The organism is Caballeronia choica (assembly GCF_001544535.1).
In the GTDB taxonomy this organism is placed as follows: domain Bacteria; phylum Pseudomonadota; class Gammaproteobacteria; order Burkholderiales; family Burkholderiaceae; genus Caballeronia; species Caballeronia choica.
In genome coordinates, this window is sequence record NZ_FCON02000283.1 from 1 (window position 1) to 5482 (window position 5482).

The following is a 5482-nucleotide window of genomic DNA, read 5'->3' on the forward strand; positions in this document are numbered from 1 at the left end:
CGCATTGTCAGCGCCGTGAGTTGGTCGCGTTCCGCTTCACTCAAGACCAGTGGCGCCTTCGGTCTTCCTCTCATCGTTGCCTCGCTTAATTGCGAACCCTGCAACCCAGGTTAGTACACAACGCAAATAAGGCAATGAATTTCTAACTCGTGACACTAGTGCAGCATCACCTAAATCGCCTTAATAATTAGCCTCGTTAATTATCGGGTTGCAAATACGGCTCCAAGAGCGTGACGACCAGCTGTGCCATCTCGTCGAGCGACCAGGCGCCTGGCAGAGGCTCCCAACGTCCACTATGGCTGCGAAAGGCCGCGCCATAACGATTGCGGCCAAGCTCGGTCAGCCGCGCCACCACGGTCGGGTCCTCATCGTCCAGACGTTTGATCAGCAGGTGACGGAGCGGGGCTATTGCCGATATCGGCGAGCTGTTCGCGAACGCGTTGGGCGAGTTTTTCGCCCTTTATCAAAGGACGTCTGGCAACGCCGGTACGCTTGGCATGGCTCCAGACCAGCTCGTCGGGATTCAGATCCGGTGCGTAACCGGGCAGGAAGTGCAGGGTTAATTTCCCTTGGGTGCTGCTCACATAGTCTTTGACGCACGCCTTCTTGTGAGCGGGCAAGCTATCGACAATAAGATGCACGGCGCGACGACGTCGGAACATCAACTTTTCGAGCAGAACGACAAGCAGCTCGCCCGTGAGCGCGCCAGGGTAAGTGTCGAACCAGAAAGCTCCCTTGGAATTCACGGCTGAGGCTGCGCTCATGCTTTGGCGTTCGCCAGGTCGCTCGACGATCGGGGTCTCGCCACGCTGCGCCCAGGTTTTGCCGTGAACTGAGTTAGCCCGAAAGCCAGACTCGTCCCAGAAGAAAACATCGGCATTCTCGCGGCTGGCTTGCTGCGCAATGGCAGGAAAGGTCTCGTGCTGCCAGCGTTCGATAGCGACTGGATCACGTTGATAGGCACGTTGGAGCGGTTTTTGCGGCGTCACACCCAGGCGGGCAAGCAGCGTACCGATCGAAGCCAGACTCAGTCTGACATCAAACTCGCGTTGGATCAGCTCGGCTACAAGAGCGCGCGTCCAGAGTGCGAAATCGAACCCGTACTGCAGCGGATTCTTGCCGTGAATCCAGCGAAGCACGGTGATTTCCTGCCGTTTGGTCAGTTTGCGCGGACGGCCTGTAGCGGTGGTCGAACGCAGTGCGCGTACGCCATGACCTCGTCCCCGCGCCTGAGCGCGAATCTTGTACGCCCACGATCGATGCATCCCGAACGACGTCGCGACATCATCGGGGTGCTCACCTTCAGCCATGCGTTTCACTGCGAGTATACGCATTTCCTCAAGCGTGTTATGAGCCAATTCCCGACCATCTCGCTTCATGAAATGCTCCGACGAGTCACAAGATAACCAAGCATAGGATATTTGTCGGCAAACTTCCTGACTGATGAGTAAGCCGACGTTCGCAAGCCCTCTGCCATGTATCGCCAGCTTTCGTGCACAAGCATCGTCGATGCTGCCAATCCAACCAGTTATAGGTGTCGACGGCGATCCGGACCATTACCGACGAAGGCATCGACTACTGCAATTCGCGCTATATTCAGCCGGTTCGATTTCTTCGGCGACAGTCCGCGCATTTCGCTGATCGTGGTGTTACCGTATTCCCGCGGCGGCGGCGGTGCATGAATATTCGGATCATGCGTTGATCGACAATTTTTTCATCGATGGCGACCAATAGCTGTCTCTGATCACGCAGCCGCGACAATCCGCCGAATCCGCCGCAGCTCTCAGGCAACCCGTACGCACCCGTCAATGCGTGGGCCATCGGTGATCTCTTCGACTCGTTCCAATTCGACCCGAGGTCACGACGACCATCAAAACGGCAATGGGCAGGGTAATAACGGCGGTTTTGGCTGCTGGACATTCCGAAAAGATTTGAGCCGAGCAAGCAGATGACAACCTCTGCGGGATGGCGAGTGACTGTATCGCGGAAAAATGTCACGGCTCAAGTCGCGCCGAATATAGCACCGACCGCGGATGCCACACCCATCGACAGCGCGCTCCAGAAGGTAACCCGCAATACGCCAGGACCCACTTTCGCTCCCCCGACGCGCGCGGCAAGTCCGCCAAGTATTGCCAGGGAAACCAGCGCCGTCACCGCGATACTCGCGGCCACCCCTTGCTGCGGGGCGAGCGCCGTGACGATGAGCGGCAAAGCGGCTCCCACCGAAAAGCTGCTGGCCGACGCCAGCGCGGCCTGCAATGGATTTGCCGCGGTCGTTTCCGAAATACCCAATTCGTCGCGGGCATGTGCGCCGAGTGCGTCGTGAGCCATTAGAGCCTGCGCAACCTGTTTGGCAAGCGCCATGTCGAGGCCGCGCCGCACATAGATCGCCGCCAACTCTCGATGCTCGCGCGCGCCATCCGCATCGAGCTCCGCCTGCTCTTCGGCGAGCGCCGCTGTTTCTGTATCCGCCTGCGACGAGACCGATACGTACTCGCCTGTCGCCATCGACATCGCGCCGGCTACCAATCCAGCCAGGCCGGTTAGCAGCAGATGGCCGTGCTCGGCGTGCGCGGACGCGACGCCGATTATCAGACTTGCCGTCGAAATGATGCCGTCGTTTGCGCCAAGCACCGCGGCGCGTAGCCAGCCAATCGCCTTGATGCGATGCGGTTCTTTGTGAGCCTTGGGCATTGGCAGACCCTAGCGGTCTCGAACCTGATCACGCGACGGCCCCGCGTGGGGCAGCATCCGCTGCAGCACATGGTCTTTCAGAACAAAGCGGTGGAACAACGCTGCGACGACATGCAGACCAATCAATGCGAAGAGCACCCATGCGAGGATGCCGTGCACATCCCCCATCTCGTGGCCGAAGGCCGAGCCCGGTTCGCTCAGTGCCGGATAGGGCACGACGCCCAGCAAGCGGACCGTCCAGCCGCGTGAGGACGCGTTGATCCAGCCGAGCAGCGGCACCAGCACCAGGGCGGTGTAGAGCAGAACATGCGTTATGCGCGAGACGACGCTGAGTAGCGGCGGCAGCTCGTCCGGCGTGGGCCAATGCGTCAATCGCCAGATCACCCGGATTGCCATCACGGCGACAAGCGTCGCGCCCACGCCAAGATGCCAGGCGATCAGATTAACGGGCTGCGTGTCCTTGTGAACATCCGGCATCGTCCAGCCGATCACAAACTGCATAGCGACCAACAGGACGGTTAGCCAGTGCAGCGTGCGCGCGACTGCATCATATGCCGGACGCTTCATTTCGTAAGCCTTAGCCATTCTTGCTCCTCAAGTTGTCGCGAATTGATGAATTGATGAGGCGCGCAGCCTGCGAATTTTGAACCGATAGCCCGAAAAAAGCACTGCACAAATCCGACCGATGTTAGCGACCTTACCTTAAGGAAACCTGACGCCCGGCAGGGGCGATCCGGATGCTCGACTCCGCTGCTGTTTCCGCATAGCCGCCAACATAGCGTCAGCAAGACCGGGACGCCGGGAGGCCGAGGTCTTCTGCTTGAATCACGGAGCGGTTTGCGCCTTAGCAGGCAACGTCACGGGCCGGCTTCTTGCTATTCCTCCCATGCATCATCAATCAACGCTCATCGTTGGGAACCCACATGCGCCTGCTAAATCGTCTGGCTGTTTCAATGGTTTTGCCGCTGGCCTCCTGCGCGATCGGACCATCAAGTTCAAGCGATGCGGGCTTCGGCGCGTCGCCCGCCACGCCGGCTCCGGAATCGTCCTTGGTTCCGATGGTCAACATCGCGCCCGTTCAGGCGCGCCCCGACGGTTTCATGCCCACCGCTCCCGCCGGCTTTGTCGTCACCGAGTTTGCCGGTGGCCTCGCGCACCCGCGCTGGCTCTACACGCTGCCCAATGGTGACGTACTGGTAGTGGAAAGCGACGCGCCAAAAGAACACGATGAAGGCAGCGGCCTATTCGGCTGGGTCAGAAAGCAGGTCATGAAGCGCGCAGGCGCCGGTGTTCCGAGCCCCGATCGCATTGTGCTGTTGCACGACGTGGACGGCAGCGGCGTCGCGAGAACGCAGACCGTGTTTCTGCGCCGCCTGCACTCTCCGTTCGGGATGTCGCTCATTGGCGGTCAACTCTATGTTGCCGATACGGACGCTCTGCTGCGTTTTGACTATGTGACGGGCGCCACCCAGATTACAGGCCCCGGCGTCAAGGTTGCCGACTTGCCGGCCGGGCCGATCAACCATCACTGGACCAAAAATATCCTAGCCGACCGCTCCGGCAAGCATCTGTACATCACGGTGGGATCGAACAGCAACGCAGGGGAAAATGGAGTCGACGCCGAAGAAGGCCGAGCGCGAATCCTCGAGTTCGACGTGGACAATGGGCGCTTGCGACCCTACGCGACAGGGCTGCGTAACCCCAATGGGCTCTCGTGGCAACCGGACAGCGGCGCATTGTGGACAGCAGTCAACGAGCGGGACGATCTCGGTAACAACCTTGTGCCGGACTACATGACAGCAGTAAAAGACGGGGCGTTCTACGGTTTTCCATACAGCTATTACGGCCAGCACATCGACACCCGCGTCAAACCGCAACGCCCCAATATGGTTGCAAAGGCCATCGCGCCTGACTATGCGCTCGGCAATCATACGGCTTCGCTAGGTCTGGTGTTTTACGACCGGACGCTGTTCCCGCCTCATTATCGTGGAGGCGCATTTGTTGGCCAACACGGATCATGGAACCGTAAACCGCGTACCGGCTACAAGGTGGTGTTCGTGCCATTTGTCGATGGAAAACCTGCTGGCGTACCTGAGGATTTCCTGAGCGGCTTTCTGACGGCAGACGGCTACGCCGTGGGTCGACCCGTTGGCGTCGCACTGGACGCGCACGGGGCCTTGCTCGTGGCTGACGACGTCGGTAACGCTGTATGGCGAGTAGCGCCGCGTAACAACGTCAAATCGGCTGACACCGCGCCGGCAGGCAAATGACACAGCCCTGGCCCCTTTGCTCCGAGGCCGGGCGGACGCAAGATTATCGTGCCGATTAGAACCGCTTCATCAGTCAAAGCAGCACGCCCATGGAGTCGCCTCAAAAGACGGGACCCGCAACTCGATCACGTTGACGATCCGCAGGGAGTAGAGCCAGCATCGTCGTGATTCGGCAGTTTGCGGAAATTGATCGGTGAACCGCCTCCGATTTTTCTGGACACGATTTTGGGGTAAAACGTGTATCTGGAAACGGAGTTGAACATGCTGAAGAAGTCGAATGTCACTGAGGTTGTGCCGGGGGCGGTGGAAGGAGCGCGTAGCGCGACTGGAAGCGCCCCCGGCGCGGCCGCCGAAGTGAAGCGGTGGTCAGCGAACCGGAAGAAAGAAGTCGTCTTGCGGCTATTGCGCGGCGAGCCGGTGGATGCCATTTCGCGCGAGGTATCGGTACCGATATACCGGCTCGAAGAATGGCGCGAGCGTGCCTTGGCCGGTATCGATGCTGGCCTCAAGGAGCGCGA

The 5482-nt window shown here is 59.7% G+C and carries 5 protein-coding genes; 2 read left to right on the plus strand and 3 right to left on the minus strand.

The window, feature by feature from the left end:
- Nucleotides 1-365: 365 nt before the first annotated feature.
- The 3 genes from AWB68_RS42325 to AWB68_RS42335 all read right to left on the minus strand — a co-directional run bounded on the left by AWB68_RS42325 (nt 366) and on the right by AWB68_RS42335 (nt 3279).
- Entirely contained in the window at nt 366-1379 is a 1014-nt protein-coding gene (locus tag AWB68_RS42325; protein ID WP_087650087.1) for an IS630 family transposase, read from the minus strand.
- 622 nt (nt 1380-2001) lie between these two features.
- Nucleotides 2002-2694 (minus strand): VIT1/CCC1 transporter family protein, encoded by a 693-nt coding sequence (locus AWB68_RS42330; protein ID WP_087650088.1) that lies wholly within the window; start codon nt 2692-2694, stop codon nt 2002-2004.
- A gap of 9 nt (nt 2695-2703) precedes the next feature.
- Nucleotides 2704-3279, minus strand: a complete 576-nt coding sequence (locus AWB68_RS42335) for a cytochrome b (RefSeq protein WP_087650089.1) — start codon at nt 3277-3279, stop codon at nt 2704-2706.
- A 338-nt stretch (nt 3280-3617) separates the two neighbouring features.
- On the opposite strand from AWB68_RS42335, the gene AWB68_RS42340 reads away from it, so the two are divergent.
- Both AWB68_RS42340 and AWB68_RS42345 read left to right on the plus strand, forming a co-directional pair.
- The gene (locus tag AWB68_RS42340) at nt 3618-4964 is read left to right on the plus strand and encodes a PQQ-dependent sugar dehydrogenase (protein WP_087650090.1); all 1347 of its coding nucleotides are present in this window, start codon (nt 3618-3620) and stop codon (nt 4962-4964) included.
- 261 nt (nt 4965-5225) lie between these two features.
- Nucleotides 5226-5482: hypothetical protein (locus tag AWB68_RS42345; protein ID WP_200828813.1), on the plus strand; the 257-nt coding region annotated here is incomplete at its 3' end.